Raw genomic sequence first — 26,533 nt, 5'->3', positions numbered from 1 at the left:
AAAAAACGTCTCAACGCCACACATCGCGTCCCCTTCAGGCTTGACCGCCGCCAATCTTGGCACGCGGACTGATTTCAGAATCCATACGTGTATGAGTTGGTTTCGATGACTGGACCATTGAGGCTGTATTGAAGCACGTGACCGTGGCCCCTGTTTGTGGTGTTGACCGTGACATGGAACTCTGCGGTTCCGCCCTCGAGGACGTCGGTAGTGCATGTGAGTGCGCCGGGATCTCCTGCGTTCACGAAGCAGGTCCATCCTAAAGGGGCGCTTACGGATGCAGGATCTATCGAGGCATGTTTCGATAATGAGAAAGCTGCGGTTGCGGTGCCGAGATCCGCGCCGCCTGTGATGGAAAAAACAATGGCCAGGCTCCGGGTTCTGGGATCGCCATTAACATCCGAGACGTAGGCACTCCCCTGGACGCCTGCAGTCTGTATCGAATCAGAGACAATGCCCGGTTCGGGTCCGGGCGGCGGAGCCGTGGCCAGTGACTGGGCTGGGGCGGGCGGTGGGACCGGGTCCGGCGCAGTTTCGAGAGGGCGGGAAGGCGGGGGCCCGGAGGGAGTGACGGGGCTGGAGGGCTGTTGAGCAGCCGGCGTTACCGAGGTCTGGGGCCGTGACGAAGCAGGTGCAGGCAACATCGGCCCCGGGGGAACGTCATTGCGTGAGGTCCCGCCACGGAGCGCGTCAAGCTGGCCCTGCGTGGTCAGATTGGCTGAGTCACTGACCCCGCCAAACATGATCGTCGCCATAAGAGCACCAGCTGCGGTCATCACTACGGGGTTGACCGCAGCGGTCCCGGTTGAGGTTCCCTGCAGGATGCGGGCCTCCCCGAGTTCCTTGGACCCGTCGTCCCAGGCCGCCAATGGGATGCCTGTGACCAACGGCAGCAGCACGGCCCGCATGGTTCCGCGAACGTCCTCAAGTTCAAGCAGGACAGCTGTGCACGCCGCGCAGCCATCCAAATGGCTCCGGACACCCGAGGCGTTCTTCTTGGAAAGCCCGCCACGAAGATAGGGGCCCAGCTGGGACCTGAACTCCGCGCAGCCCCCGCGCTCCAGGTGAATGATATGGGATTGCAGGTACTGGCGGCGCAATCCCTCGCGGGCCCGTGCGCCGAGCGCGGAAACGGCGTTGGGAGAGAGCCCCATGATCGGGGCGACCGCTGCTGGTTTCATCCCTTCCACGTCCAGATACCAAAGCACCGACTGCCACCGTTCAGGCAGCGCTCGATACGCGCGCGCGACGGTCCGCGATTCAAACGCCCGAATGACCGGGTCCTCCTCCACCACATCGTGGTCGAAGTTCGCTTCTATGTCTGCCGGGGTGGTTCGGCGTGCCTTTCTGTTGGTGTGGTGGGCGAGCCTAGTGACGGCGGAGAGCAAATACGCGCGGAAAAACTCCCGGGGACCACCGCCGGATTTGAGACTTTGAAGCACGGCCTGGAACGCTTCCGCGACGACGTCGTCCGCGTCACTTGGGTTGTCGACGTTCCTCCGTGCTACAGAGGATGCGATGGATACATGCCTCGTGTAGAGCCCTTCGTATGCTTCCGCGTTCCCGCCGCGAACCATCGCGATGAGCTCACGGTCACTGGCGACCGCAGCTGCCCGAAACCTACCTGCCATGACTTCCCCTAGAGCTTCAGAATTCTTGGCCATATGTGTTGTGTGGCCGACGGGCGCCATAAATGACGCCTAACCGGGAACTTCTCCGCAAATTGAGCTCATGGCCCGTCGCCGATTGGATTGAGGAGCCCCCATCGATATGCGCCGGAAAGGAATCGAAGGGAGGCTGCACGCGGGCCACTGAGACGCCGTTGAGAGAGGAACGAACTCCGTCGCGAGGCACTGCGTTGATCCGTTGGATCGGTAGGTGGATGCCGGGAACTGGATGCCGCTGCGCTTCTGGCTGATGATCGCGTTCAGCCATGTGCCAGCTTCTTCGGTCTGATCATGATGAGAATGTTGGGGATGATGATTAGGGCGGCGCCGATGAGTGTTTCCGGGGAGGGCGGGGCGGTAAAGAGAAACGCACTGATCAACGCCGACCAGACAAAAAGAAGATAGTTATAAGGCTGCAGCGATTGCGCAGTGGCCCGTGAGTAGGCCTGGATCAGCAATATTTGGCTGGCCGCCGCTGCCACGGCTGCCAGCACGAGCATCGTTCCATCGCCCGGAGCCACTTCGGTCAGGGAAGGCGTCTGAACAAAAATCAACACCCCGGAGAGCAAAGCACCGATCAAGGTCATGTAGGCAAACGAGGTTTGAGGGGTGTCGGTGTCACTCACCCTCCGGGTCAAGGTCCCGTACGACGCATACAACACGGCGGATACGAGTGCGAACACCAGCCCGAACACGGTCGACTTACCGCTCGGCCGAAGAATGAGGACGACCCCGACCAGGCTGAAACCCACCGCGAACCAGGTCATCCATTCAACCCGTTCCGCGACAAACCCTTGCGCAGCCCGTCCAGTGCCGCGATTGCCACCGTCGCGGCAACCATCAACCAGATACCTGCCTTCGATTCCTTCATCAAACGAGTGAACCAAGGCGACATCCCCCGTGTCCGGGCCTCGAACAAAACGTGGTCTGACAGACCAGACTCGCGGGCACGCGACGCATAGAGCAGCAGCCGTGAGTCTGCCGACTCAAAGACTCCGCCGACGTCGGCCGCGGAACCGCGACATGTTTCACCAGGAGTCAGCACTTGTATGTCGGGAGGTTCCACGGCATCCGGCGAATCCTGCCCGGAGCAGATCCCGCTTCGTACACGTTGACGCACTGAGAGGCAGACATGTCTACAATCCCCTACCCCACGATGGACCCGGCACTCCCGCCTGAGCGTCCTGCCGGCTCCGCCACGGCGCGCTCCTTGATACTCGACTATTTGCTCAAGAATGGCGCCAGTAGAGTGGCCGATATCTGCCATGCCGTGAGGTTGTCCAGAAGCACGGTCCATGGTCATCTTCTCAGGCTGGAATCAGCAGGGACCGTCCGCTCGAACATTCCACCCGGGGCCAGAGCCCGCTTTACACCCTATTTCTCCCTTAGCCCGGGCCATGCCCGCTGATCAGCAGAAACGCGCGCTCAGATAAGTCTGCGGACCAGGTAGCGAGAGGCTCCTTGGCTGTGAACATCGACAGGGAAGAAGCGTGCGGCCAGGTCCAGGCCTGGCCGCACGCTCTGCCGTGATCATAGTCATCGGCTCGTAGTCCAGGCAGACGCGGCACCAAGAGGATCCGGCGCGCGCTCTCCGTGACAGGGCCGGTCATGTGAAGTGATGGCTGTCCGCCCGGACACCACATCGATGAAGTCTGTCGGATTTCACCACTCCCATGCCTGCCACCTATTAAGTAGGGAAAGGATCAGGATCGTGTCGCGAACCACGGAGCAAAAATCCATGCCCCATGCCTCCCAGGAACCAGCTCGGATGGTCCGTTCACCGTGCTGGCCGTCCGGGGTGTGTCCGAAAGTTCTGCCCTAGCGGCCTTCAACGTGCTTGCCCGGCCATGAATACAGCCTGGGCAGACGGTTGAAGCCCGCCGGCTCACCCCGGTCCGCCCTCTCCCAGGAGTGTTCATGGCTACCGGAAGCGTGGGCGATCGAGGCCAGCATGAGCGCGACGCTCTCTCTGTTTACTACGGTCACGATTTCAGCCAAATTCACGGGAACGCCTTCGGCCATGGAGGCGGCGAACATCAGGAATCCCCATTCACCGTTGGAGACACGGCCGGCATGTTCGGGAATCGAGGCGAAATCAATCCACGATGCGCCGCTGAATTCCTCCGTGCCGACCCAGGGATTGCCGGGCGCGGCGAACCGGCCTCCAAACCCGCGGAGCAACAGTTCGGTGGCCGCCTCGCAAGGGAAGGAGCCTTTGGCCCAGGCCCGCAGCCCGTCGGCATGGGTCACATTCGCGTGATCCTTGTTGTTACATTGAAGATCTGCCGCGCCGGTCATGGGGATCCATTGGTTGATCGTTTCCTATTTCTCGACTATCGATATCGGCCACGCCCTGACTTGCAGGCCCGAGGTTCATCTAAGTAGTGGAACCTCGGGCCGAAACGTGCCGCCAACATGGATCCCTACGCCATGCACCGGCGCGATGAAGGCGGTGCGCAGTCTCTGCCGGGCCAGTCGGCGAGGGCTCAAGGGCGGATTGATCTTCTCGCCGACGAAATTATCCCTGCGTGTCGGGCAGGTGGATGACTCCAAAAGTTTCGCCCTGGGGTGCTCGCAGAATCGTCATCCTCCCGAACGGACTGTCCATAACGGGTATGACGAGGGTCCCGCCCAATTCCCGGGCTTTCGCTGCGGTAGCGTCGACGTCATCGCTGGCAAACCACGCCAGCCAGTAGTTGGGTGCACCATCGGGAAGCTGCGTGTCATGGTGGATGCCGCCGACTTCTTCACCGTCCGAGAACCGCTTAAACGTGGAGTAGACAAAGCCGTCACCGTCAATGTCCTTATAGCTGAACCCGAAAACCCTTGTGTAAAACTCGCGGGCCGGGCCGTAGTCGCGTGTGTGCAACTCATTCCAACACAATGCCCCGTGCTCGTTGACTCGTTCTGCGCCGATGTGAGTCCCGGCCTGCCATATGCCAAATACCGCGCCAACGCTATCGGCGGCGATCGACATCCGGCCGGAGTCCATGACATCAAACGGCGGAGCGATAAGGCTCCCGCCCGCTGCGGCCACCTTCACTGCAGTGGCATCCACGTCGTCGGACCCAAGATAGGTGGTCCAGACCGTGGGCATCTCCGCATTCTGTTTCGGCCCTATACCTGCCACCGATTTCCCGCCAACATGAGCAAGCAAGTACCCTCCGGAATTCGCACTACCGGAGGAGTACTCCCAGCCGAACAACTCGGTGTAGAACGCCTTCGCGGCATCCAGATCAATGACTCCAAGATCAGCCCATGTCGGCGTCCCCTCGGGCCATTTCTCAGTACGAACAGGCATCTTCACTCCTTCGACTCGCGCCACATCCCGTGGCACACCCACTGTGCGAATTCCCCGGAACCGGGAAATTCGCCTCGGGGGACACAAGGAATCCGTTAAAACTACGGACATCCTTACAGTGGCCTTCAGACAGATTTCGTGCCGCAACTCCAATGCCGATTTTCAGAATTCTCCATGGGACCGATCTCCCAGGAACGGCAGAAACTGCCCATTGCTTACAGGCCCGTGGTCCTGCGGCGTCGTCGTTCGTTGCGGCGAAGCTGCAGGATCCGCGCTCCGCCTGCGATCGCCACGAGTATTCCACCTCCGACGGCGGCCATGAAGAAAGCGATTCCCTGGGCCAGGCGGCCTTCCCAGCCAAGGAATTTGACCGCAATCATGTCTTGGTTTTGGATGAAGAAGATTATCAACAGCACCATCACCGCAAGACCGAACGCTACAGCCCCCCAAATGACTGCCGTCCTGGTGACCTGCTTGTTTCGATCAGCATCACCGGTGATGGATTCGGGGGTTTGGCCCCCGGACTGTGATTCTGGCCGAGGATGTGATTCCGGCCGAGGAGAGGTATGCCCGGGGTCCGCCGGTTCTTCTGAAGTCATGAATGCCATTCTCCCCCGTCTGAGGCTTCCCATGTCCAACGATTGCAGGTAGAGCTGCGGATACTGCTGATCGCGTAGAGGCCCTCGGGATCCGCACTGGAGCTGGCGCCTGAGGCCGACGAAGGCCGGAAGTAGGTTAGCTGACCGGCCGGGAGGGTCGAACTTCGGAACAATGACGTCATGTTCCAGTGGTTGTGGACACAAGGTCTTTGGCGGTGTTCCCGCACGCGAACACCCGGCGGCCGAAGCCGCACCAATTCCAGGGAGGTATCCAGTGATGTCGTTGAATGAGATGAATGCCCGGATCCGGAGTGGACACCTTCTTGTTCGTCCGGCACAGGAGTGGGACGATCTTTCGGCTGCGCTGACGCTCGCCCGTAAGAGCAAAGACACGGATCTCGCGGAGCGCATGAAGGACGCGCTCCTGCACTCCTGGCAAACCGTTGCAACCAAAGTCCTGGCCGATACATTCGACGCTGCCGGGATCGCTGTGACATCCGCAACCCATCCATGGGGCATCGCAACGTTCTCCGCATCAGGGAACAGTTGTGAACCTCTGCTGTGCAAGGAAGATTCCGGCGACGGGCTCTCGGCAACTACAATCCAACCGCAGTTACTTGACTTCGAATCGGTAATGAACGGCTATGTTCGGTGTTTGAACAAACTGCAGGCTGCTTGACCGGGGTCAACGAAGGCGGCTGCGAACCTTGTTCGCAGCCGCCTTCGTTGACCTTCAGTCAGCGCCCCGACAGTGACGGCGGGGACAGATCTTGGGCTGGTTAGCCTTTGAAGATCTGACCAACGGAATAGACGGAGTCGCCGGCTATCAGGCCTGCTCCGATGAGGGAGACTTCGGTTTCCCCGTTTTGCGGCCGGTACTTGGTCCAGATGAAGCGGAAGAGCAGGGCTACAAGGACAAGCCAGCCGGCGTCGGGGGTTCCGATAAGCAGTCCTGTAGCGAGCAAGACGCCCATTTGGCGTTTGGCGCCACCGATGATCTGGATGAGGGCTCCGGGGATGGCCCAGAGGATGAGGTTTCGGATGACGTCGGGGTTTGTCAGGCCGGCTTTGATGGTGTCCGCGTAGACCACGGCGGCGGGCGGGAGGTGTCCGGCGGTGAAGTAGGTGTTCCAGAGCAGGGCGACGAGGCCGATGGCGACGGTGAAGCCGATCATGGCGGAGAGCAGTTGCTGCCGGCGGCCCTCGATTTCGAAGGCCGTATACGGCCGGTTTTCTCGGCGGAGGATCCAGCCTGCTTTGAGGTCGTAGCCCATGTCGGCGAACGCCGGGCCGGTGGCTGCGCAGTATCCGACCAGGAGGGCCAGGGGCACGGCGGGGATCTGGAGCAGCAGGCCGGCGACGAGGAAGATCAGTGTCACGGCAAAGGCGGGGAACCAGCCGGCGTGCATCGCTGCGAGGCCAACGATGAGTTCGTGGACGATCGCGGCGACGGCGGCGAAGAGGATCCAGGCGATCACTGCGGGGACGGACATTTGGGTCCAGATGCCACCGAGCGTGGCAAGGATCAGGGCGCCGGCGACGTAGAGGACGTAGCCGGAGGCGAAGGTGCGGCGGAGCTTGCCGGCGCTGACGGTAGGGACGAGGGATGGGTCTTCCGGTGCTGCGGCGCGGGCCTGAGCCAGGATCTGGTCTTTCTGCCGGTCTTTGGCGGATTTTTTGTCCAGGAGGATGCGGACCGCCTGGACCAGGGCAACGATTCCGGCGCCGATCATGACCCCGTGCGGGACATACATGGAGGAGAGGGTGAAGTGCAGAATCGCCGGAGCGTATTGGCTCACCAAGAGCCCGACGGCGAACATTCCCAGCGCCCAGACGTTGCCGATCAGCGCGACTCCGGCCGCGGACATGGGCAGTCCGAAGAAGGATGCTCCCACGCCGATGGCGCCTCCGGCGGCCATGAGGAGCGCCCGTTTGCCTCCTTTGTCGCCGGCGAGGATGGTTTCGGCGGCGGCCACTCCCGGAGGCCAGGCTGCGTCGGCGGGGAGGAATTTGGACCCGAAGCTCTTGTACAGGATCCAGGCGTCAATCAGCAGGCCCATTGACGCGCCGACGAGCATGGGGCCGACAAGGTCGGTACGGCCGAACGCGAAGGGGACCGCGATGGGTGTGAGCAGTGAATTCGCGGCGGCGAAGGTGGCACCGGAGATGGCACTTTGTGCGAGATTTTGCCGGTTGATGTCGCGCATCTTGGCCAATCCGAAGAATGAGATCCGGCCGATGATCATGGCGATGAGTGCGCCGATGACGGAGGTGTTGGCGGAGATGCCGATGGTGGTGATCATGTGCAGGCCGATGACGGCGCCCAGGATGCTCAGGAGAACGGTGACCACCAGGGTCACGGGCTCAAAGGCCCTGGGGTGGCGTGCTGTGGTGTCGTCTTTGACATTGAGAGGCTGTGCCATGGGAGGACTGATTTCTGTGGGAGGGATCGTTGGGGGTGGGGCGGTTCCCGCTCAGGCCTGGGTGGCGGCTGCGGCGAGTGTTTGATCGAGCTGCTGGAGCCTGGACATGGACCCGTAGCGGGTGGTCAGCTGTGCGTAGTCTTCGTCGTCGAAGAACGCCAGCTTGTCGCGTCCGAAGTCTTTGGCCGTTTCGATGACGAACCTGACGGCTGACTCGACGCTTCCCAGGTCGGTCGCTCCGGTGGCTGATCCGGGAACGGCCGAGATGGTGGTGATGGCCAGCCCGACGACGGGGGCGGTGGTCGCGGTGCAGGGCTGGACGATGGAGTTCATGTGGTAGACGTCGTTACCGTAGGGGGTGATGTCCTGCATGGTGATCGGCAGGACCACCGGCGCCATCCCGGAGGTTTGTTCGGCGATGTCGAGCAGCGGCTCAGCCACCCGCAGGATCCACCCTTCTTTGATGGTGGGGGTGATGGCGAATCCGCGGTGGTTGCAGATGCGGTTGCCCTTCGTGGTGTCTACGGAGATGATGGCGTCCATGTCCGGGGTGACTTCATACTTGTTGTTGATCGACATGTCGATCGAGGAACCCATGAACGGGACGGGGTCGTGGGGTTGCGTCGGGGCGTCAGGGTCGATGTGAGTGCTGACGACGACGTCGCCCTCGAGCTGGTCTCCGCGGGAGGCCATTTCCAGGAGTTTGGCCGCGGCGGCCACGACTGTCAGGGCGCCGTCGCCGTCGGAGACGAAACCGATCTTTTCCGGCCTGGCTCCCAGTCCCCCGAGCCGGCCGATGATTCCGAGGGTTGGCGCCGTGCCGCCGGCGCTCTTGCCTCTGGTTCCCGGGATGAGAACACGGACGAAGTCCGTGGCTCCCGCGTGTCCGGTGACGGTCTCGACGAAGACATCATCGGCTCCGTGGTTCTGCCATAGATTCCGGACTGCCTCGCCGTCGGCTGCGGGGCTGTCCAGCAGGTCAAAGGATTCCAGCACGTGCTTCCAGGACATTGTTTTTGCTCCTTGTTTGATGGTCAATGCAGGTTTCATTGCGGCGGCGGGGTCTCCGACGTCGTTTTTTGTTCTTTGGGTTGGGTTAGCCGAGCAGCTCTGCGGCGATGCGTGCGGCGACTGATCGTGCCAGCAGGACCGGTAGGGCGCTGGCTTCGATGACCTGGGAGTGCATCCGTGCTGTGTAGCCGATGCAGTCCAGAACGATGATCTCCGCGCCGTCGGCTCTGAGCTGTTCCGCGGCTGCGCCCAGGGATGCCAGGTCCGTGGAATAAGGGGTGGCTGCCGCCGTCGAGAGGGCTACCGTCCCGGGCAGCAGGGCCCGGTATTTGGCCTTCGCGTCCTCCTCCTGTTCCGCCAGGGGACAGATGATACCGACATGACGGCTCCGCGAGGCGACGGCCGCCAGCACATGGGCCAGGACGTGGTCCGGTTCAATCAGAGGTTTGTCGTGGATGAACTCCGGGAATGTCCCTGTGCAGGCCAGCAGGAGCACGTCGACTTCGCCCTGCAGTTCCAGGATGGCCGCCTGGATCCGCCTCACCAGAGCTTCCCGGCCGACGACGGCGGCCGTCCCGTCCCGCAGACGCGTCGTCATGACATGGTCTCCGGGTACCGGAGCAAGTTCGGTGATTTCCGACGCCGAGAGCCCGTCCAAGGCGCCTCGTTCGGCGATGCACACACCAGGAAGAAGGTCAGCGAGTTCCGGGGTGAGGTCCGTCCGCGGCGTCTGCCCGATGGTGATGACGCCCAGGGTCCGTGCGGTGCGGGCCGGGGCCGCAGGTGGCGGCATGTCGTTCATCTGAATCCTTTCCCGGCGTCCCGCCGTAGCTTGCTGCCGGATGTGATCTGCCCGACATTTTGGAGTGCCTCAATTAGCCCATGGGATGCTCACCACAGACAATCAATTCCCGCTATTTGGGAGGTGGAATCTATCTTTGGGACGGAAATTCGGGAATTTGCGGATTCCGGCCCCGATGACCCCTATGCTTTTCCCATGACGTTGTCCCCGCAGCCCCTTCCAGGCTCCGATGCGCAGTCCCCGCTCCAGACTGTTGACCGCGCCTTGGGGATCCTCCTGTCCTTCAACGAGTTCCGCACGGACTGGGGAGTTCTTGAACTTGCCGAGACCTTCGGACTGACCAAGTCCTCCGCCCAGCGACTCCTGGCCTCTCTCGCGGCCCAGGGGTTTCTCCGCGCCGACCCGTGGACCCGCCGTTACAGTTTGGGACCTGCCATGTGGAGGATGGCTTCCCTGTGGGAACGCACCGGGGGCTTGGCACGGCTTGCCGACACCGTCCTCACCAGGCTTTCGCAGGAAACCACCAAGACCACGTTGTTCGCCATCCCCGACGGGGCCTACGTCCGGTGCATCGCGGCCATCGACGGCCTCCACGGACCCCTCCGGTCCCACCCTCTGATCGGAGACCTGTACCCGGCCCATGCCGGGGCCACCTCGAGGTCATATTTCGCGTTCCTCAGTCCCGCCGAGCGACGGAACCTGCTCCACGGCCGGCCGCACCCAAGGTACTCCGAACACACCGAAGTCGATGAGCAGCGCCTTGAGGCGTTGTTTGATCAAACAGTCACCGACGGCTACGCCTTCTCCGAAGGCGAATATGACCCCTCCACTAGGGCGCTGGCCGTTCCCGTGCTTCTGGGGCATCGCCCGGTGGGTTCATTGTCCATCTCCGAAAGCAAGGTCCAACAGGACGGCACGGACCTGATGGACTTCCTGCCCCAACTTCTGGCAGCAGCCCAGGAACTCTCCGATTTATTGTCCAACAAGACAGCCGCACCCCAACGGAACTGGCGCCACGGCAAGAGCCTGTCCAACCAAACCCGGCCACGAACGAAAGCCTGAACACATGCTCGATCTACTGCTGTTTTCCAACTCGACCAACGCCAACAGCGGCTACCTCGACCACGCCCGCGACGAGGTGGCACAATTCCTGGCCGGGGTCAACGAAGTCATTTTCGTGCCTTACGCCTTGCGGGACCACGACACCTACACCGCGAAAGTAGCTGAAGCGCTGGCAGCCCACGGCATAAGTACCCGCGGGCTGCACACCTTTGACTCGCCCCAAGACGCGTTCGCCAAGGCCCGTGCTGTCTTTGTGGGAGGCGGCAACACATTCCGGCTCGTCTCACAGCTGCACCGGCAGGGACTCATGGATCCCCTGCGCGAGGCGGCTCAGTCCGGGACCAGGTATATGGGAGCAAGCGCCGGAGCGAACATCGCTTCCCCCACGCTGCGCACCACCAACGACATGCCCATCGTCGAACCCCCGAGCTTCTCGACCTTGGGCCTCGTACCGTTCCAGATCAACCCGCACTATCTGGACGCGGACCCCGGCAGCGCGCACGCCGGGGAAACACGCGAAACCAGGCTCAGCGAGTTCCTCGAAGAAAACGATGTCCCGGTCCTGGGCCTCAGAGAGGGCGCGCACCTGCGGGTCACCGGCACGGCAGGAGAACACAACTTCACAGCCATGGTCGGCGGCACCGCCGTCACCCCGGGCCTCGGCCCGGCCATCACCTTCCGCAGAGGCACGCTGCCCCGGGAAACAAGCGGCGACGTGGGTGCGCTCTTCGAAGCGCCCACACTATTCGACACGCCCTAACCCGCCGGACAGCACCACTCCTGGGTGCGGCTGCGCCTTAGTGGGCCCTACGACGTCGGGAAATGAGCAGCGCACCCCCGGCTCCCGCGAGCAGCGCGGCTGCGCCGGCGATCCAGACGATCCCGCCGGACCCGGTATAGGCCAGCCGGTTCTCAGCTGTGCCGGATACCGGTGTTGCGGAAGCGACCACGACCACGGCTGTTTGGGTCTCGGTCGGCACGCCTTCCGGCGTTGAATTGCTCGGTGTCGGAACCACGGTGGGTGTGGGAATGGCAGTGCTCGTGGGTGTCGGTGTCGGCGTCGGTGTGACAGTCTTCGTGGGTGTCGGCGTCGGCGTCGGCGTGGCAGTCTTCGTGGGTGTCGGTGTCTGCGTCGGGAATGTGCATTCAGCCGTGTTCGTCACCGTGACGGTGTACTGCAAGGGGCCTTGAACGTGAACCTCGGACGGGCCGAACCACTGCAGATCGTGCAGACGTCCGTTATGAAGGGTTCGGGTCCCATCTGTGAAGGAACTGTTCACCGTGCAGTTGGGTAGATTGATCTGCTCTTCGATGCTCACGGGCCTGCCGTGGTGGACGTAGTAGCCCTCCCCCCACGCAGCAGGATCGGCTACCTGTGGCACCGAGTTGGGGCCGTTGTCGTGGCTGAACGTCAGTTTGAGGGCTGCATCGAAGGTGACGCCGTCCAGGACGTCACCATTTTTGATGGTCTGGCCATTGACTATCCACACTTTGTTGACCGTGAGCAAGGCACAGTTGGGCATGGTGTTGGGCTTCGCGGGATCACACGTTGAAAAGCCCGGAGTCGTAGGATCTGTCGGCGTCGTGGACGGTGACACGGAACCGGACGAAGTTGCGCTTGGCTGTGCCGCCGTCGCGGAGGCCGCCTGAACTGGGACCACTGGTTTGCCGGCAGTCTTCCCAACTGCCGGAGACCCCGGATCCGGGGCTCCTGGTGGGGCCGTGGTGGGCTGTGCCGCCGTCGCGAGAGTCGCCGGAACTGGGACCACTGGTTTGCCTGCCGTCTCCGAAACTGCCGGAGACCTGGAAATCACGGGAGCGTGCGATGCTTTGGCAGCACTAACGCTGCCCGGTGTCCCGGTAGCAGCACCCGGCTTGGCCGTGCTATCGGCCAACGCTGCCCCTGCAACGGTCAATAGCAGCAGCGGGATACCGGTGAACACTGCTGCCCTCGTTGCCGGTTTGGAAATCTTGATCATGACTGTCTCCTCCAAAGATGCGTGTACGTTTCACGCCAGCCAGTCGCCCATTTCGGGCGGCTTTTTATTCATCGATTCGATGTTTAAAAAACGACTTCAAAGCCCCCCCCGAAAACGCGAGACGGGGAGCCTGGAGTTGCGAAGGCCCCTCCCAGGGTCCAGGAGGCGCGAAGAGCGAGGATCGGGCTACTCCGGTAAGAGTGCCGACGACCGCTTTCGTCGTGCGCGAGCCTTCACTGTTAAAGAGGAAACACGGGCGGATTCTCGCCGGCGGTTTGCAAAGAATCTTTCCAATCTCGCCCTGTTAGGCCTCCCCCGCTGGCCGGGACGTGCCGGCGACATGAGCACGGAGGACTGAATGGTCGAACGAAGGCCTCACGGACGAGGGCTTTGGCATTTCATCGGGTCGTTCCTATGGTCAGCGCAGCAGACGAGGCAATGGAGGCTGCTTTTGCGGCGCGCTACCCAGCCCTTGGCGGTCGCATCTGGGGTCCCTTGGCTCCGCTCGCGGGCATTTTCGCACCTGAACCAAACGGAAGCTCGCGGGCCCCGATGGATCCACGGACGTCAAAGCCCAGGCGTGGCCAAGAGCTTGGTCTCCGTCGGGCGCTCATACCAGTACGTGACCCGACTCAAAGTGTGTCCCAGGCAATGCGGCCGTCTGGGAAACCGTCAACTGCCTGGGACACGGCCTGACTCGCATTCCGGAGTGACCTCTCGCGTCGTCCCCACAAATCCGTCGAGAAGTCCGTCTCTCACGCGCCAAGCACCCTTTAAGTGTCCTGGGGGCGCAGATCGTGCCGCGATATCGGCGGTTTGATTTCTACGATCGGCTCCTACGGGCTTCCGGAATTGCCTTGCCAGGTTGGCGACATGTTTCAGGCACTCAAGACACATACATAGTGCCTGGCATGCGAGAGAGGAGTGTGAAACTCGCCTCTGGCCTGTTAGGGCCACCACGGAGCCGTCCTCCGTGGATCGCGTGTCAGGCCGTGCCACAGCGGTGGGGGACCCCATGCTTAACCCACCACACGGGGCATGCGCAGGGATCCACGGATCCCTGCAAGGCGTGCGGTCGGATCTGAGACGCCGGCCGCACGCCCCTTTAGAACATCATATTCAACACCTGCTCCGGGGCCCGATCCGCTCTTTTCCAGAGAGACCTAGCCCGAAAGACGACGAAAGGTCCTCCATGGCTCACGCCGAGAACACGGTCATCATCAAACGGCCGATCAGTGACGTCTACGCCTTCATCGCCGATCCCCTCAACGAACTCAAATGGAGGAATGGAATCCAAAGCATTGCCCTAAAAAGCGGCATCGCAGGAACCGTCGGAGCCCTCTACAGCCAGACCCTCACAGGTCCGGGCGGCAGACCAATCAAGGGTGACTTTGAAATCACCCGCGCGGAACCTTGCTCCCTCCTCGCATTCCAGGTCATTGCCGGGCCCGCCCGCCCCGCTGGCGCATTTCACTTGAACGAGGTCCTGAACGGCACGAGAATTCAGTTCAGACTCGACCTGAAACCCAAAGGCCTCATGAAACTGATCGACCGCTCGATCACGCGGACAATGCTGGCCGAAGTCGCCCAACTTGGCAAGCTCAAGGCCACCTTGGAATCTCACTAGAAATCGAACACGCGTTTCCTTCCGGGACCACACGGCAAATTCCGTAATCGATGTCGATTGACGCCATCACCGAGCGTGTGGTTGGGCTACTGGACTTTCGGCGACGGCGACTGCGTCACTGACACCGGCGAACTCGGCCAGCCCGGCGTAACGCCCGACCGGGTCGTGAGGGCACCTGTCCCCGAGGTGACGGGTACGCCAGTCGTCGTCGGCGTCCCGGTGGCGGTGGGCTTCGCCGTCGGCGTCACGGTGGGTGACCCAGTCGGGCTCGCCGTGGCCGTAGCAGACGGGCCCGGCGGCACGACCTTCGCCTCCTGCACCCCGCCGGTCACCGCCTGTTCGGTGGGCACGGCCCCCGGGATGGACCACACAGACCCCGCCGAGGCCGCCGTGGCGGAACCCGGCTGGTAGCTGACCATGGGAATGTCCCCGAGCCGGTCAACCTGCCTGGTCGGCAGGAACGTCCAGTTCATCGGGTTCGAATAGACGCCGTTGAGAATCGTCTCGAAGTGCAGATGGCAGCCTGTCGAGGACCCCGTGGTTCCCACCCGGGCAATAACCTCGCCCACCCGGACCGATTGCCCCTTGGCCACCGCGATCCCCTGCAGATGGTTGTACGTGGTGACCAGGCCGTTTCCATGGTCGATCTCCACCCGGTTCCCGCCGCCCCACGGGTGCCAGCCCACCGCGCGGACCACACCGGAATCGGCCGCGTAAACCAGGGCCCCGCAGCCCGCGGCGAAGTCCTGGCCCCAATGGAACTCCCCGGGCAGGCCCGTGAAGGGGTCCATCCTCAACCCGAAGGGCGAGCTCGGAACCAGCACCTCCAGCGGAGCGTAGAGTTTCCCGGCGGCGGGCCGGTCAAGGGAACTCGAAGCGACGTTGAGATTGCCGACCCCGTTCCCGTCCAGGGTCTGGACCGGGGAGCGCTCAAAAGACACCGTGGCCTTGTCACCAGCAGGAATAGGGGCCCAGGACGGGCTTTGAACCGCAGCCCCCGGCGCTCCGGAGCCGCCGCCCTCGGCAGGGAGCATGCCGGGTCCAACTTGGCCCATGGCCAATGATCCGCGGTCCGCCTGTCCGCCCAGGCGTGGGCCCTGGAAGCCGAAAGCAAACGTCACCAAGACAGCAAGGAAGCAAGCCGAAAGGACCCGGCCAAATCTTCTAGAGAGCACCAGATCGACGATCCGGCCAGACTCATGATGCTTTCCCACAGCGGCTCCTGAGACGGGCGCACCCGTCGTTACGTTCACTTCGATCCCTTGAAAGAAGGGCTTCAATGGTTAAGAGCTCCCCGACTTCAGATCATGACAGGGATTTCGGGCGAATTGCGGACGACCACGAAGGAACGGTGCCCAAGCATCCATGGGCGCGCCCGGCCCGTATCGAGACCCCGGGGAGCACATGTATATGGTGAACCCATGAACGAGACCAGCCTCACGCCCACCACCGGCGTACTGTTGGCCGGCGGCGCAGGGACGCGCCTGGGCCTCGGCCCCAAGGCACTGCTCCCCTTCCGCGGCCGCACCTTGGTGGAGTTACTCGCCAAGGTGTTGCTCGACGGCGGATGCCACGAGGTAGTGGTGGTGCTCGGTGCCCGAGCAGGGGAAGTCCGCCGCACCACAGATCTGGACGGATACCTCGTGGTGGACAACCCGGAGTGGGCGTCCGGCATGGCTAGCTCATTTCGGACAGGTATTGCCGCGGCTGCCCGAGGTCACAACGTCCTCGTGGCTTTGGTGGACCAGCCCAGCCTGACTCCCGGCGTCGTCGCCAGGCTGCTGGCCGCGCACCGACCCGGCCGCGTGACGGCCGCGGGGTACGTGGAAGATGCCCTCGACGGCAGTGCAACCGCAAAGCTGCGGCGTGGCCATCCCTTGATCATCGACGCCGCCCTCCGCGCCGAGGCAGCCGAGTCCGCCGTGGGCGACGCCGGAGCTCGCAGTTTCCTCAAAGCCCACCCGGGACTGGTGGATGTTGTGGACTGCAGCGACCTCGCCGATGGAACAGACGTGGATACCAAGGCACAGCTCCACCTGCTGACCGACTAGCCACCCAAACTGACAGCAGTAGATGCCGTAATGCGGGCTCAAAACGGCATTAAATGCGAGCCAGTTGGGTGGTGGCGGCGGCATCCTTGAGCGCCAGGTAGATCTTGTCCCGAGCGATGGGGAGCTCTGCGAACCTCACTCCCGTAGCGTTCCGGATGGCGTTGGCGAGTGCGGGCGCGACGGGGTTGAACGGGCTCTCGCTCATGGACTTCGCACCGAGCGGCCCCATCCGATCGTTCGTTTTCGCGAAGTAGACCTCGCTGCGCGGCACGTCCGCGAAGGACGGGATGTGGTACTGCCGCAGGATGTCCGTGGTGACCCGCCCGGCGTCGTTCACGCGGACTTCCTCATACAGCGCAACGCCGAGCGCCTGCGCGATTCCGCCTTCCACCTGGCCGCGGCACTGCCGCGGATTGACCACGACGCCGGCATCGGCTGCCTGTACGCTCTGCAGGATCCGCAGCTCCCCCGTTCCGGTGTTCACAGCGACTCGGAATCCGTGAACGTTGAAGGCGACCGAACGCGGTGTTCCGCCCCAGCGGCCCTCTGCGGCGAGTTCCACGCCCTGCTGCTGTGCGGCGTCGTACATCTCGGCGAGCGTCAGGACCTGCGAGCCGCAGCGCACCGCACCGTCCTCGAGCACGCAATCCGCCTCCGGAACAACGGCGAAAGCGGCCGCCGCAGCCCGGATCCGGAGCGCCAGCTCCTGTGCCGCGAGCAAGGTGGCCTGCCCCGCCACAACCGTGCCCGCTGAGCCAAAGGCGCCTGTATCGTGCTCCACGAGGTCCGTGTCGGACTGGCGCACGGCCACCTTCGACGCCGTGGTGGACAAGGCGGTCGCAGCCAGTTGGGCGTGGACCGTGGTGGTGCCGTTGCCGAATTCGGCGGTCCCGACGGCGGCGTCGAACGTGCCGTCCGGCAGGAGCCTAAGGCGCGTGTGGGCGAAGTGGCCGCGAGGCGGGACGGTGTCGATCATGGACAGCGCGGAACCGACACCGGTGGCCCACCCCGGGCCGAAGTTGTCGAGGCCGGCGTCCCGGTAGCGCTTCTCGCCCCGCTCGAGGGCGTCCCGGACCAAAGCCACGCACTGGTCCAGGCCGTAACTGCCGTAGAAGACGTCCTCTTCCGGCTCCGGATTCGTCGAAAGCATGTCATCGCCCGGCCGGACCATGTTCTTGAGCCGGAAGTCCAAGGGATCCATGCCGATTCCGACGGCGAGCTCGTCCACGGCCGATTCGATCGCGAAGATCATCTGGCTCAGTCCGTAGCCGCGGAAGGCGCCAGCCGGGACGGTGTTGGTGTAAACAGCCTGGGCATCCACCTTCTTGTTGGCGCATTTGTAGACGGCCAAGGATTCGCCGCAACCGTGGAACATCACTCCGGGTGCGTGGTTTCCGTAGGCGCCCGTGTTGGTGACCACGTCCAGCTGGATCGCCGTCAGGTGCCCGTCCCGGGTAGTCCCGGCTTTGACCTTGATGGTGAAGGGGTGGCGTGTGGTGGTGGCGGTGAATTGCTCGGTGCGGGTGAACTCCACCTGCACAGGCCGGCGCAGCTTGAGGGCCGCCATGGCCACGAGGTCCTCGGTGAGCACTTCCTGCTTGCCGCCGAACCCACCGCCAACCCGGCCGGCCACCACGCGGATGCGGTCTTCCGGGAGATCGAACACTCGGGCCAGGGTGCGCCGGGCAAGGAACGGCACTTGGCTCGAGGAACGCACCACCAGCCTGTCCTCCCCGGGCCTTTCGGAGGGTTCCAGCCACGCGATGGAGCAATGGGTTTCCATCGCGACATGCTGCACCCGTTGGGTTTGGTACGTGTTCTCATGGATGAAATCGGCCGCTGCAAACCCGGCCTCCACGTTCCCCAGCTCGGAATGGACCTCTGCCACGACGTTGTTCTGCGGGCGGGAAATCCGGGCCGTTTCCGCATCCTTCTCCCGGTGGATCGCGGGGGCGCCGGGCCGCAACGCCTCCTGCGGCGAGAAGACCGCGTCGAGGAGTTGATACTCCACCTTGATGGCCCGCGCCCCGGCTTCCGCTGCGCCCATCGATTCGGCGACGACGGCGGCAACCCGCTGGCCGATGAATCGCACCACATTGTCGAGGACCCGGGTGTCGTCGGGATCATCGGTGTAGAGCTCGTGCTGGGCGGTCGAGAACAACCGAGCCGGCGCGTCCTCATGCGTGAACACGGCGACGACTCCCGGTACCTGGAGGGCCGCCGTCGTGTCGATCGAAACAATCCGGGCGTGCGCGTGCGGCGAGCGCAGCAGTTTGAGGTGTAGCAGCCCAGGGAGTTGTTCCGCGGGGACGTCGAGCGTGTAGCGGGCAGTGCCCGTGACGACGGCGCGACCCGCCGGGGCGGGAACGTCGTCGCCGAGCTGGCCCATGTTTTTTACTTCCGGGCCGGAACTTACTGCCGCGCCGGACCGAGCGGCGGCGCCGGCGTCGGGAGCGTGGGTGTGACTGCCGCACACAGCGTCCGCGATAGAGCGGTAACCGGTGCAGCGGCACAGGTTTCCCTTGAGGCTGCGCGGGAGGTTGGCCTTCTGTTCGTCGTCGAAGGTCGCGGCGGTCATCATCATGCCCGCTGTGCAGAAGCCGCATTGGAAGCCCTGGTTTTCCAGGAACTGCTGCTGCACAGGATGCAGCTCTCCCCCGCTGGACAGCCCCTCGATAGTGGTGACCGAATGCCCCTCGGCGCGGACGGCCGGGTAGATGCAACTGTGCACAGGCGTGCCGTCCACGTGGACGGTGCAGGCACCGCAGTCGCCGCCGTCGCACCCCTTCTTGACGCCGAAGTTGCCATGTTCGCGCAGGAATGTCCGCAGGCACTGGCCCGGGCGGGGTGCGGCCTCGGTGGCGGTTCCGTTGATCTCGATTGCCATGCTCAGGCCTCCTTCTGCTGTGCTGTGTCGCTCAACGCGGGCTGGGTGGACGGTTGTTGTGAGGTGGCATGCGGTGGCCAGAAATCGCCCGAGACCGCAAACGGCCCTCCGGGTCCAGCCGGGTCGAGCAGTTCCACGCGGATCTCCTCGGCAAGGCGAAACGTCATGTCGCGACGCCATTCCGGGAGCCCGTGGATGTCGTCGTGGTACAGCTCCGGAGGGATCGAATGCTCGACGGCTGCGGCCAGCTGGCCTGCGTCGAGCATCTGGGCGGCGGCGAACCGCAGCTGCACGGGCCGCTTGGTCGCGGCGGTGACGGTGAGGACCAGGCTGCCATCGGCGTCGAGCCTTCCGATTAGCAGTACCCCTGATCGCCCGAGGTTGCTCAGCGAGAGCCGGCGGAAGGCCACCCGCGCGGACAGAGCCGACGCCGGCAGCTGGATACTGCGGAGGAGCTCGCCAGGTGCCAAGGAGTTTTTCCCGTCCCCGGTGACGAACTCCGCCACCGGGACAGTGCGGCTGCTGCCGTGCCGGCCAAGGATGGTGGCCGTGGCGTCGAGGCCGGCGCACAGCGAAATCATGGGCCCGGCGGGGAGTGAAGTGCACACGTTGCCGCCCACGGTGGACATGTTCCACACCTTGAAGGAAGCCACGAAAGAGTCGCAGCATGGGCGGAAGACATCAAGGCCGGGCCAGTCCCGGCCGGCCACGGCGTCCGAAACCGGGAGCGTGTAGAGCTCGGCAACAGTGCAGGTGGCGGCAAGCTCTATGCCGGCGTCGCTCACGGTCACGGACTGCCAGCCTGCTTGGCCCAGGTCGAGCAAGCGCTTGAGCGGTTCTTCGCTGCCGACCGGACTGCCATAGGAGAAGAGGACAGTGCCGCCGGCAAGCCAGGCGTCGCCGTCGCGCCACTGGCCTGGATCCGTGGTGGCAACCACGGACTCGATGGTGTTCATGTCCATGGGGTCACCTTGCTTTGTTCTGGAGTGCTGTGATCAGAAGTGCGGGTTTCGGAAGTGCTGTGATGAATCGGTCCTGTGCCGTCCTTGAGCGAACCCCAGCCGGACGTGGCTTGGGCCGCGCGGGACGCGAGGATCTCGGCCGTAATGGACACCGCAACTTCAGCCGGCGTGACCGCACCAAGGTCCAGCCCAATGGGCGAATGAAGCCGCGCGAGCGCCTCGGCCTGGGTGCCGTTGGCCAGCAGTCCGTCGATCCGCTGCCGGTGGCTGCGCCTGGAACCCATGGCGCCCACGTAGGCAAGATCCAAAGCAAGGGCGGTTTCCAGCAGGGGAATATCGAACTTGGGATCATGGGTCAGCACGCACACCACGGTGCGGGAATCGATCCGGCCGGCGGCTGACTCGGCGGCAAGGTAGCGGTGCGGCCAATCGGTGACGAGTTGATCGGCGCCGAGGAAACGGCCCTGGCTCGAAAACGCGGGACGGGCATCGCACAAAGTGACGTCGTAGCCCAGGAGCTTCCCGGCAGGGAGCAGCGCGGCGCCGAAGTCGTTGGCGCCAAAGATGAGCATGCGGGCCGCGGGCAAGCGGCTTTCCACGAAGAGGGTAATGGGTCCGGGTTCCGGTACGGTCCCGCATCCTTCGGCCGGCGCCAGCTGGACCAGCCCTGCGCGGCCACCATGCAAGAGGGGCTCGAGCTGAGCTGCGGCCGCGCGAATCACGCCGGCATCCCCGCCCAGGAGGTCTGAAAGTTCCAGCGAACCCGCGGCGGAAAAAACCGCCGGATCAGGAACGACGACGGCGCCTCCCGCAGTATCGAGCCTGCGGATGAGTGCCATGGAGGACGGCCAGCCGCTCGCGGTGTTCAACCCTCCGCCAGCGGCGTTCAAGACAGCCAAGTCCAACCCGGCTGCCCCGGTCGGCTGGATATGGACTTCCAGTTCGCCGCCACAGGTGAGCCCGACGGCGAACGCGTCCTCGGCGCTGTAGCCGAACGACTCAAGGCGACTGCCGCCGTCGCGCATTGCCTCAAGCGCGGCCTCCACCACGGCACCTTCCACGCACCCTCCGGAGAGGCTGCCGAGAACATCGCCGTGTTCGGAGACCAGCATGGACGTGCCGAGGGGCCGGGGCACGGAGCCTCCGGCGGCCACGATGGTGGCGACTGCGCATCGCTCGCCAGAGACCGCGGGCCGCCAGGTGCCCAGCGAAGGCATCAAATCCAGCATGGCAACACTTCCTTTACCGAGGTCCCGGACCGGAGGCCCGCCCGGGGCAGTGTGCGATCTTGCCTCATATTCTCATTCCTTGCGTCTGTACAGGAGAGCTTCGGGTAAACAAGCAGCCCGTTGCGTGAAGAGGACCGGGGCGGGCCTCTCATTTCCCACCCCGGTCCTTAGCGGAGCGGCCGCACCTCACCGCCGCCCGCCGTCGTCGTCCGCGCTATGCGGGCGGAGGACGATCGGCGGACGCCTATTCATTGCGGTGACTTGGCGGCCGGACCGCCGTCTCAACGGCCGGCTACGCTCCCATCAGCGCGCTGATCGGCCCGCGGGCAAAGTAGATCAGGAAGCCCACGGTCACCACCCACATGAGCGGATGGACCTTCTTGCCCTTGCCCGATGCCGCATGGATCACGGCCCAGGAGATGAACCCGACACCGATGCCGTTGGCGATGGAGTAAGTCAGCGGCATGGTGACGATGGTCAGGAAGGCCGGCAGGGCCACGGAGAACTTGGAGAACTTGATCTCGCGGATCTGCGCCATCATCATGGCTCCCACCACCACCAGCGCCGAGGCTGCGACCTCGAGCGGAACCACGCTGGTGAGCGGGGTCAGGAACATCGAGCCCAGGAACAGCAGTCCAGTAACCACCGAAGCCAGGCCGGTGCGGGCGCCTTCGCCAATACCGGCAGCGGAGTCGATGTACACGGTGTTGGACGAGCCCGACGTCGCGCCGCCGGCTACCGCGCCCAGGCCTTCGACGATGAAGGCCGACTTGAGCTTGGGGAAAGTCCCGTCCTTGTATGCCACGCCGGCGCTCTTGGCGAGGCCGGTCATGGTGCCCATGGCGTCGAAGAAGTTGGTGAACACGAGGGTGAACACCAGCATCGTGGCCGCAAGGCCGCCGATCCTCGAGAACGAGCCGAAGAGGTCGAAGTGGCCCACCAGGCTGAAGTCCGGGGCGGAAACCAGCTGGCCGGACAGAACCGGGGTGTTGAGGTGCCAGCCACCGGGATTGGCGGCGCTGCCAGGCCCGATGTGCATGACGGCCTCGACGACGGCGGCGAGGACCGTGGTGGCGACGATTCCGATCAGGAGGCCGCCCTGGATCTTGCGGGCCACGAGGATTCCCATGACCAGTAGACCGACGATGAATACAAGCGTGGGGATGGAGGTGATGGAACCATCCGTGCCGAGTTGTACCGGCGGTCCACCTTTTGTGGCGCGGACGAAGCCGGAGTCGACGAAGCCGATGAAGGCGATGAACAGGCCGATGCCGACGGTGATGGCGGCCTTGAGTTCCTTCGGGACGGCCTTGAAGATCGCGGTCCGGGCACCTGTGGCGCCGAACAGGACAATCAGGATGCCGTTGATGACCACCAGGCCCATGGCTTCCGGCCAAGTGACTTCATGGATGACGGCGACTGCCAGGAACGAGTTGATTCCCAAGCCCGCAGCGAGCCCGAACGGCAGGTTCGCGATGAGGCCGAAGAGGACCGTCATGACGCCGGCGGTCAGGCCAGTGACGGCCCCCACCTGCGCTGCCGACAACCATCCGCCGGCCACGTCCGTGGGTGCGTTCTGGGCAGAGAATCCGCCCAGAATCAGGGGGTTGAGGATGACGATGTAGGCCATCGTGAAGAACGTGACAATGCCGCCGCGGAATTCGCGGGCCAGCGTGGAGCCACGCTTGGTGATCTGGAAGAAACGATCCAGGAAGGAGTTCGACGCCGGTGGCCTGGGGCTGCTGCCCCGTGCCAGTCCGGTTGCCGTGTACTTCTCGCTTGCCGCTGTCTGCCCTGCGCCCAAGGGCGCAGCCTGCTTTTCAGTTGCTGTTCGCATGTCTGCGGGGTCCAGGATTGTCATTTCAGCCACCGGGCCCTAGTAGTCAATCCTGGAGTCAAGCGTGTTCCAGGTGTTGAACGGTTCCAGGATGGCCGGCGCCTGGGGGTCGCCCAGTTCCAGCTTGGTGACCGACATGAGCTTGTCCCGGTCTTCGTTCTCGAAGTATTCGTAGAAGACGGCGTCGTCGAAGCCAACGGAGGCGGCGTCGTGCCGGTCTGCTGCGAAAACCACGTTGCCGATGCGTGCCCAGAGAGCCGAGGCCAGGCACATGGGGCATGGCTCGCAGCTCGTGTAAAGGGTGGCTCCGCTGAGATCGAAGGTGCCGAGCTCGCGGCAGGCATTGCGGATGGCGGTGACCTCGGCGTGGGCCGTGGGGTCGTTGGTTGCGGTGACCCTGTTCACGCCTTCGAAGGCGCGGCCATCCGCGGTGACAATGACGGCGCCGAACGGCCCGCCGCTGTTGAGGACATTGGCTGTTGCCAGCTCAATGGAGGTGGCCAAGAAACGTTCGGCCGTGACGGTGGTACTCATGTGCGACTTCCTTAGTGCTGAGGAAGCCTGTAACCAGGGAGGCATCTGAACAAGACAGACCAGTGCTGCGATTACCAGGCTTCAGCATGTGCTTTTGAAGGTTTCGCCTGGTAGATAGCTTCCCGGAGTCCGGGTGCCCGCCTTTGGCAAATTGAGATTAGCACCGGAGATGTGAGCCGCGCCATAGTTTCTGGAAAAAAAGTTTCGACATGTGAAATTCGACTGTGGGGTCGGCGCCGGGCGGGGTTGGGCCGTCGGTCACATTGACTCGCTTCAGCGGGGAGTCCTACGCTGGGTGCCATCGGCAGGGCAGGCCCGCCGGAACCTGGATCAGCAGACAGGACCCACTGAGCTGGAACGCAACTACGCCGACCAGACAAGGATTCCAGTGTCTCCGAAACCCGATTTTCAGCCGGTAGCCCCGGCACCCTCCAGACTCTGGATCAAGAATCCCCTCGCAGTGTTCACCGCCAACGGGCTCGACGCCGGCGGCGGCATCGTTGTCAGCGACGGGAAAATCGCCGAGCTCGTCCCAGCGGGAAAGCAACCTTCCGCACCCTGCAATCGAGTCTTCGACGCCGGCAGCCACGTCCTGCTGCCCGGGCTCATCAACACGCACCACCACTTCTACCAAACGCTCACCCGCGCCTGGGGTCCGGTGGCCAACGCTCCCCTGTTCCCGTGGCTGCAGAACCTCTACCCCGTCTGGGCGCGCCTCACCCCGGACAGCCTCGAACTTGCCGTGAAAGTAGCGCTCGCGGAACTCCTGCTGTCCGGCTGCACCACGGCAGCTGACCACCACTACCTCTTCCCTGCGGGACTTGAGGACGCGATCGACGTCGAGGTCGGCGTCGTGCGTGACCTCGGCATGCGCGCCACGCTCACCCGCGGGTCCATGACGCTGGGCGAGGACGACGGCGGCCTGCCGCCGCGATCCACCGTGCAGAGCCCGGAGGTGATCCTCGCGGACAGCGAACGGTTGATCGGAAAGTACCACGAACGGGGCGACGGGGCGGTCATCCAGATTGCCTTGGCTCCCTGTTCGCCGTTCTCGGTGACGCGGGAGCTGATGGCCGAGAGCGCGGCCATGGCCGATCGGCTGGACGTCCGGCTCCACACCCACCTCGCCGAAACCATCGACGAGGAAGATTTCTGCCGCGAGATGTTCGGGCTGCGCACCGTGGATTATCTGGAAAGCGTCGGCTGGCTCGGGAAGCGCACCTGGCTTGGCCACGGCATCCATTTCGACGACGACGAGATTGCCCGGCTGGGTGCCGCGGGCACCGCCGTCGCGCACTGCCCGACGTCGAACATGCGGCTCGCGTCCGGCACCGCACGGGTGCTGGAACTCGAGGCGGCCGGGGTTCCCGTTGGGCTGGGAGTGGACGGCTCGGCGTCGAACGACGCCTCCAACATGATCCTCGAAGCGCGGCAAGCGTTGTATCTGCAGCGGCTGCGCTACGGTGCGGACGTCCCCGTGGAGCGCGCCCTCGGCTGGGCGACGCGGGGATCCGCGGCAGCGCTGGGCCGCACGGACATCGGCCAGATTGCTCCCGGGATGCAGGCAGACCTCGCCTTGTTCAAGCCAGACGGGCTGCGCTTCTCCGGCAGCCATGATCCCATCGCGGCATTGTTGCTCTGCGCAGCGGACCGAGCCGACCGCGTCATGGTGGGCGGCCAGTGGCGCGTTGTGGACGGACAAATCCCGGAGCTGGACATCCCGGAACTTATAGCCAAACACTCAGCCGCCGCACAGAAAATCATCAGGGGTTAAGAGTAGCCTCTCGATTAGGTCGTAGATCAGGAGGCAAATCATGACCGTCCCCCAACACAACATGCCGACTCCTCCAGGTTGGTACCCGGACCCCTCGGGCTCCGGGCAACTACGGTGGTGGGACGGTAATGCTTGGACCGGAACCGCGTGGAACCCACCGGCCCAGGCTGCTCAGGGCCAGGCAGGAACCGGTCAGCCCGGAGGCTCGTGGCCTGCGGCCGGGCAGCCGGTCCAGCCGGCGCCGGCCGGAGCCCCGTGGCCGGCAGCGGCACAGCCCGGGCAATACGTTGGTCCGCCACGGCCCGCTCCGCGCCCGGAAATCAGCGGGCAGACCCCGGTCTACAACCCGTTCATTTGGCTCGTCACGCTACTGCCGGTGATCACGCTGATTATTCTGATGATCTGGAATCCGGTCTTCCACCTGCGGTATGTGGGCGCCAGGCGCGTACCAACCCTCGATCCGACCTCGATGTTCAGCGTCCCATATTTTCTGCTCATAGCTTCGGGTTGGCTCATCTACGGGGTCAGCGTTCTCCTGTCCTATCTTGACTGGCAAAAGCTGCAGAGGGACGGGGTAGTGCGCCCCTTCCACTGGGCATGGGCATTCTTAGGCGCCGGAGTCTACGTGGTAGGCCGTTCCGTGATCGTCCACAAGGTTGCACCGCAGCGCGGACTCGCACCGATCTGGGCACTGATTGGCCTAACTGCACTGAGCTTCATTGTGGTGGGCATCAAAGCGGGCATGATCTTTTCGAGCATAGCCAGCACCCTACCGATGTAGGCTCCCC

The 26,533-nt window shown here is 63.9% G+C and carries 24 protein-coding genes; 9 read left to right on the top strand and 15 right to left on the bottom strand.

What is annotated here, in order from left to right; genetic code table 11:
* Nucleotides 1-74 precede the first annotated feature (74 nt).
* Together AC3ANQ_RS03375 and AC3ANQ_RS03370 are read right to left on the bottom strand one after the other, a co-directional pair.
* Nucleotides 75-1,631: a sigma-70 family RNA polymerase sigma factor gene (locus AC3ANQ_RS03375; protein ID WP_488303808.1), complete on the bottom strand. Its 1,557-nt coding sequence runs from the start codon at nucleotides 1,629-1,631 to the stop codon at nucleotides 75-77.
* Nucleotides 1,632-1,927: 296 nt separating this feature from the next.
* The gene (locus tag AC3ANQ_RS03370) at nucleotides 1,928-2,554 is read right to left on the bottom strand and encodes a DMT family transporter (protein WP_488303807.1); all 627 of its coding nucleotides are present in this window, start codon (nucleotides 2,552-2,554) and stop codon (nucleotides 1,928-1,930) included.
* 245 nt (nucleotides 2,555-2,799) lie between these two features.
* On the opposite strand from AC3ANQ_RS03370, the gene AC3ANQ_RS03365 reads away from it, so the two are divergent.
* Nucleotides 2,800-3,075: a winged helix-turn-helix transcriptional regulator gene (locus tag AC3ANQ_RS03365; protein WP_488303806.1), complete on the top strand. Its 276-nt coding sequence runs from the start codon at nucleotides 2,800-2,802 to the stop codon at nucleotides 3,073-3,075.
* A 410-nt stretch (nucleotides 3,076-3,485) separates the two neighbouring features.
* Here AC3ANQ_RS03365 and AC3ANQ_RS03360 read toward each other — a convergent pair whose 3' ends face one another.
* The 3 genes from AC3ANQ_RS03360 to AC3ANQ_RS03350 all read right to left on the bottom strand — a co-directional run bounded on the left by AC3ANQ_RS03360 (nucleotide 3,486) and on the right by AC3ANQ_RS03350 (nucleotide 5,567).
* Complete coding sequence (locus tag AC3ANQ_RS03360; protein ID WP_488303805.1) at nucleotides 3,486-3,965, bottom strand: hypothetical protein; 480 nt, start codon at nucleotides 3,963-3,965, stop codon at nucleotides 3,486-3,488.
* 220 nt (nucleotides 3,966-4,185) lie between these two features.
* Entirely contained in the window at nucleotides 4,186-4,968 is a 783-nt protein-coding gene (locus AC3ANQ_RS03355; RefSeq protein ID WP_488303804.1) for a VOC family protein, read from the bottom strand.
* A 215-nt stretch (nucleotides 4,969-5,183) separates the two neighbouring features.
* Nucleotides 5,184-5,567, bottom strand: a complete 384-nt coding sequence (locus AC3ANQ_RS03350; RefSeq protein ID WP_488303803.1) for a LapA family protein — start codon at nucleotides 5,565-5,567, stop codon at nucleotides 5,184-5,186.
* Nucleotides 5,568-5,841: 274 nt separating this feature from the next.
* On the opposite strand from AC3ANQ_RS03350, the gene AC3ANQ_RS03345 reads away from it, so the two are divergent.
* Nucleotides 5,842-6,246: a hypothetical protein gene (locus AC3ANQ_RS03345; RefSeq protein ID WP_488303802.1), complete on the top strand. Its 405-nt coding sequence runs from the start codon at nucleotides 5,842-5,844 to the stop codon at nucleotides 6,244-6,246.
* A 100-nt stretch (nucleotides 6,247-6,346) separates the two neighbouring features.
* Here the strand turns inward: AC3ANQ_RS03345 and AC3ANQ_RS03340 are convergent, their stop codons facing one another.
* The 3 genes from AC3ANQ_RS03340 to AC3ANQ_RS03330 all read right to left on the bottom strand — a co-directional run bounded on the left by AC3ANQ_RS03340 (nucleotide 6,347) and on the right by AC3ANQ_RS03330 (nucleotide 9,803).
* A complete protein-coding gene (locus tag AC3ANQ_RS03340) occupies nucleotides 6,347-7,990 on the bottom strand; it encodes an OPT/YSL family transporter (RefSeq protein WP_488303801.1) in 1,644 nt (547 codons plus the stop codon).
* A gap of 51 nt (nucleotides 7,991-8,041) precedes the next feature.
* Nucleotides 8,042-9,001 (bottom strand): DUF1177 domain-containing protein, encoded by a 960-nt coding sequence (locus tag AC3ANQ_RS03335; protein WP_488303800.1) that lies wholly within the window; start codon nucleotides 8,999-9,001, stop codon nucleotides 8,042-8,044.
* Nucleotides 9,002-9,086: 85 nt separating this feature from the next.
* On the bottom strand, nucleotides 9,087-9,803 hold the full coding sequence (locus AC3ANQ_RS03330; RefSeq protein ID WP_488303799.1) for an AroM family protein: 717 nt from the start codon (nucleotides 9,801-9,803) through the stop codon (nucleotides 9,087-9,089).
* 195 nt (nucleotides 9,804-9,998) lie between these two features.
* On the opposite strand from AC3ANQ_RS03330, the gene AC3ANQ_RS03325 reads away from it, so the two are divergent.
* Both AC3ANQ_RS03325 and pepE read left to right on the top strand, forming a co-directional pair.
* The gene (locus tag AC3ANQ_RS03325) at nucleotides 9,999-10,865 is read left to right on the top strand and encodes an IclR family transcriptional regulator (RefSeq protein ID WP_488303798.1); all 867 of its coding nucleotides are present in this window, start codon (nucleotides 9,999-10,001) and stop codon (nucleotides 10,863-10,865) included.
* 4 nt (nucleotides 10,866-10,869) lie between these two features.
* Nucleotides 10,870-11,625, top strand: coding sequence for a dipeptidase PepE (gene pepE, locus AC3ANQ_RS03320; RefSeq protein ID WP_488303797.1), 756 nt, complete (start codon nucleotides 10,870-10,872; stop codon nucleotides 11,623-11,625).
* 37 nt (nucleotides 11,626-11,662) lie between these two features.
* Here pepE and AC3ANQ_RS03315 read toward each other — a convergent pair whose 3' ends face one another.
* Nucleotides 11,663-12,355 carry a hypothetical protein gene (locus AC3ANQ_RS03315; protein ID WP_488303796.1) on the bottom strand — a complete coding sequence of 231 codons (693 nt, stop codon included), beginning with the start codon at nucleotides 12,353-12,355 and terminating at the stop codon, nucleotides 11,663-11,665.
* 10 nt (nucleotides 12,356-12,365) lie between these two features.
* Between AC3ANQ_RS03315 and AC3ANQ_RS03310 the strand changes: the two genes are divergently transcribed.
* Both AC3ANQ_RS03310 and AC3ANQ_RS03305 read left to right on the top strand, forming a co-directional pair.
* Nucleotides 12,366-12,515, top strand: a complete 150-nt coding sequence (locus AC3ANQ_RS03310) for a hypothetical protein (protein WP_488303795.1) — start codon at nucleotides 12,366-12,368, stop codon at nucleotides 12,513-12,515.
* A gap of 1,521 nt (nucleotides 12,516-14,036) precedes the next feature.
* Entirely contained in the window at nucleotides 14,037-14,471 is a 435-nt protein-coding gene (locus AC3ANQ_RS03305; RefSeq protein ID WP_488303794.1) for an SRPBCC family protein, read from the top strand.
* A gap of 86 nt (nucleotides 14,472-14,557) precedes the next feature.
* Here AC3ANQ_RS03305 and AC3ANQ_RS03300 read toward each other — a convergent pair whose 3' ends face one another.
* A complete protein-coding gene (locus AC3ANQ_RS03300; RefSeq protein ID WP_488303793.1) occupies nucleotides 14,558-15,685 on the bottom strand; it encodes a M23 family metallopeptidase in 1,128 nt (375 codons plus the stop codon).
* A 207-nt stretch (nucleotides 15,686-15,892) separates the two neighbouring features.
* Between AC3ANQ_RS03300 and nboR the strand changes: the two genes are divergently transcribed.
* The gene (gene nboR / locus AC3ANQ_RS03295; protein ID WP_488303792.1) at nucleotides 15,893-16,522 is read left to right on the top strand and encodes a nicotine blue oxidoreductase; all 630 of its coding nucleotides are present in this window, start codon (nucleotides 15,893-15,895) and stop codon (nucleotides 16,520-16,522) included.
* Nucleotides 16,523-16,571: 49 nt separating this feature from the next.
* On the opposite strand, the gene AC3ANQ_RS03290 is transcribed toward nboR, so the two are convergent.
* The 5 genes from AC3ANQ_RS03290 to AC3ANQ_RS03270 all read right to left on the bottom strand — a co-directional run bounded on the left by AC3ANQ_RS03290 (nucleotide 16,572) and on the right by AC3ANQ_RS03270 (nucleotide 23,971).
* Nucleotides 16,572-19,409, bottom strand: a complete 2,838-nt coding sequence (locus tag AC3ANQ_RS03290; RefSeq protein ID WP_488303791.1) for a molybdopterin-dependent oxidoreductase — start codon at nucleotides 19,407-19,409, stop codon at nucleotides 16,572-16,574.
* Between the two features lie 2 nt (nucleotides 19,410-19,411).
* The gene (locus tag AC3ANQ_RS03285; RefSeq protein WP_488303790.1) at nucleotides 19,412-20,371 is read right to left on the bottom strand and encodes an FAD binding domain-containing protein; all 960 of its coding nucleotides are present in this window, start codon (nucleotides 20,369-20,371) and stop codon (nucleotides 19,412-19,414) included.
* A complete protein-coding gene (locus AC3ANQ_RS03280; protein WP_488303789.1) occupies nucleotides 20,362-21,600 on the bottom strand; it encodes an XdhC family protein in 1,239 nt (412 codons plus the stop codon). The genes AC3ANQ_RS03285 and AC3ANQ_RS03280 overlap by 10 nt, the downstream gene beginning before the upstream one ends.
* A 292-nt stretch (nucleotides 21,601-21,892) precedes the next feature.
* The gene (locus tag AC3ANQ_RS03275; RefSeq protein ID WP_488305249.1) at nucleotides 21,893-23,461 is read right to left on the bottom strand and encodes an NCS2 family permease; all 1,569 of its coding nucleotides are present in this window, start codon (nucleotides 23,459-23,461) and stop codon (nucleotides 21,893-21,895) included.
* Between the two features lie 15 nt (nucleotides 23,462-23,476).
* Nucleotides 23,477-23,971 (bottom strand): nucleoside deaminase, encoded by a 495-nt coding sequence (locus AC3ANQ_RS03270; protein ID WP_488303788.1) that lies wholly within the window; start codon nucleotides 23,969-23,971, stop codon nucleotides 23,477-23,479.
* Between the two features lie 388 nt (nucleotides 23,972-24,359).
* On the opposite strand from AC3ANQ_RS03270, the gene AC3ANQ_RS03265 reads away from it, so the two are divergent.
* Together AC3ANQ_RS03265 and AC3ANQ_RS03260 are read left to right on the top strand one after the other, a co-directional pair.
* Entirely contained in the window at nucleotides 24,360-25,745 is a 1,386-nt protein-coding gene (locus AC3ANQ_RS03265) for an 8-oxoguanine deaminase (protein WP_488303787.1), read from the top strand.
* 40 nt (nucleotides 25,746-25,785) lie between these two features.
* Complete coding sequence (locus AC3ANQ_RS03260) at nucleotides 25,786-26,526, top strand: DUF2510 domain-containing protein (protein WP_488303786.1); 741 nt, start codon at nucleotides 25,786-25,788, stop codon at nucleotides 26,524-26,526.
* Nucleotides 26,527-26,533: the final 7 nt, after the last annotated feature.

The organism is Arthrobacter sp. DMZ02-1R, assembly GCF_057747935.1.
This window is presented reverse-complemented; position numbering and strand designations above follow the sequence as displayed.